The 1,597-nt window shown below is 74.8% G+C and carries 2 protein-coding genes; both read left to right on the top strand.

Annotation, left to right across the window (positions count from 1 at the left end):
- Positions 1–653: glucosamine kinase nucleotide-binding domain-containing protein (locus FHD68_RS18485; protein WP_139086570.1), on the top strand; the 653-nt coding region annotated here is incomplete at its 5' end.
- On the top strand, positions 650–1,597 hold a 948-nt coding region (locus FHD68_RS18480; RefSeq protein ID WP_139086568.1), incomplete at its 3' end, for an N-acetylglucosamine-6-phosphate deacetylase. The genes FHD68_RS18485 and FHD68_RS18480, both read left to right, overlap by 4 nt.

Below are 1,597 nucleotides of genomic sequence, written 5' to 3'. Positions count from 1 at the left end.
CGCCTGCGGACCTGACCGCGGTGCTGGGCCTGGCGGGGGGCGGCATGCAGGACGCGGCCCGCGCGATGCAGGCGCGCCTGCCCTTCGCGCGCAGCCTGGTGGTGAACGATGCCGTCACTGCCGCGCGTGGCGCGCTTGGCGCGGATGATGGCATCCTGGTCGCGGTCGGCACCGGGTCGGTGCTGGCGGTCCAGCGCGGCGGCCAGCTGCGCCAGATCGGGGGGCGCGGCTTTCTGATGGGGGACGAGGGCAGCGGTGCCGTCCTGGGCCGCACCCTGCTGGCGCGGGCGATGCGGGCGGGCGACGGGCTGGTCCCGGACACGCCCCTGCTGTCCGCGCTGCGCGACGAATTCGGCGGGATCGAGGGGATCATCGCCTTCGGCACCGGCGCCGCGCCCGCGCGCTTTGCGGAACTGGCCCCGCGCCTGGTCGCCTCGGACGATCCCGCGGCCCGTGCGATTCTGGACCAGGCGGTGGCCCAGATTGGCGACGCGGTGCGCGTGCTGCAGGATGGCGACCGCCTGCCGGTGGTCTGCACCGGCGGGCTGGGCCCCTTCTATGCCGCGGCGCTGGCGGCGGACTGGCCCGTCGTTCCCGCCCGCGGCACAGGCGTGGACGGTGCGCTGGACATGGCACGGGCCTGGGCGCCATGACCCTGCAGACCCTGGCCGCCACCACCCTGTTCGACGGCGCGCAGCTGCTGGACGACATGGCGGTGATCCTGCGCGACAGGGTGATCGAGGCCATCGTGCCGCGCCCGGCGGGCGTGGTTCCGATGCCCGGCATCCTGGCCCCCGGTTTTGTCGACCTTCAGGTGAACGGCGGCGCCGGGCTGATGGTCGGTGCAGGAACCGACGCCGCAGCCTTGGCGCGCATCTGCGCGGCACATCGCGATCTGGGCTGCGCGGGCATCCTGCCGACGCTGATCACCGACGGACCCGAGGTCACGGCACGCGTGCTGGCCGCCGGGATCGCCGCCGCCCGCGTCGACACGCCGGGCTTTCTGGGCCTGCACCTGGAGGGGCCGCATCTGGACCCGCGCCGCGCCGGGGCGCATGACGCAGCCCTGATCCGCCCGATGACCGATGCCGACATGGCCGCCCTGATCGCCGCCCGCGCGGACCTACCCGCGCTGATGGTGACCCTGGCAACCGAAGCCGCCACCCCTGCCCAGATCGCCGCCCTGACCGCGGCGGGGATCATCGTCAGCCTTGGCCACAGCGACTGCACGCTGGATCAGGCACAGGCGGCCTTTGCGGCGGGGGCGCGCTGCGCCACGCATCTGTTCAACGCCATGAGCCCGCTTGGCCACCGCCAGCCCGGTCTGGTCGGCGCGGTCCTGTCGGGCGATGCGCAGGCCGGGATCATCGCGGACGGCACCCATGTCGACCCGGCGGCGCTGCGCGTCGCGCTGCGCGCACGGCCTGGAGGGTTGTTCCTGGTCAGCGACTGCATGGCGGTCGCGGGCACCACGCTGACCGAATTTCCGTTGCAGGGCCGTCGCATCCTGCGGCGCGACGGGCGGCTGACGCTGGCGGACGGCACGCTGGCCGGCGCGGACCTGCGGCTGGACCGCGCGGTGCGCGTCGCGGTGGCG

Source organism: Paracoccus marcusii (assembly GCF_006151785.1).
Classification (GTDB): domain Bacteria; phylum Pseudomonadota; class Alphaproteobacteria; order Rhodobacterales; family Rhodobacteraceae; genus Paracoccus; species Paracoccus marcusii.
The sequence above is the reverse complement of the archived record's forward strand: the minus strand, read 5'-3'. Positions and strand labels throughout refer to the sequence as shown.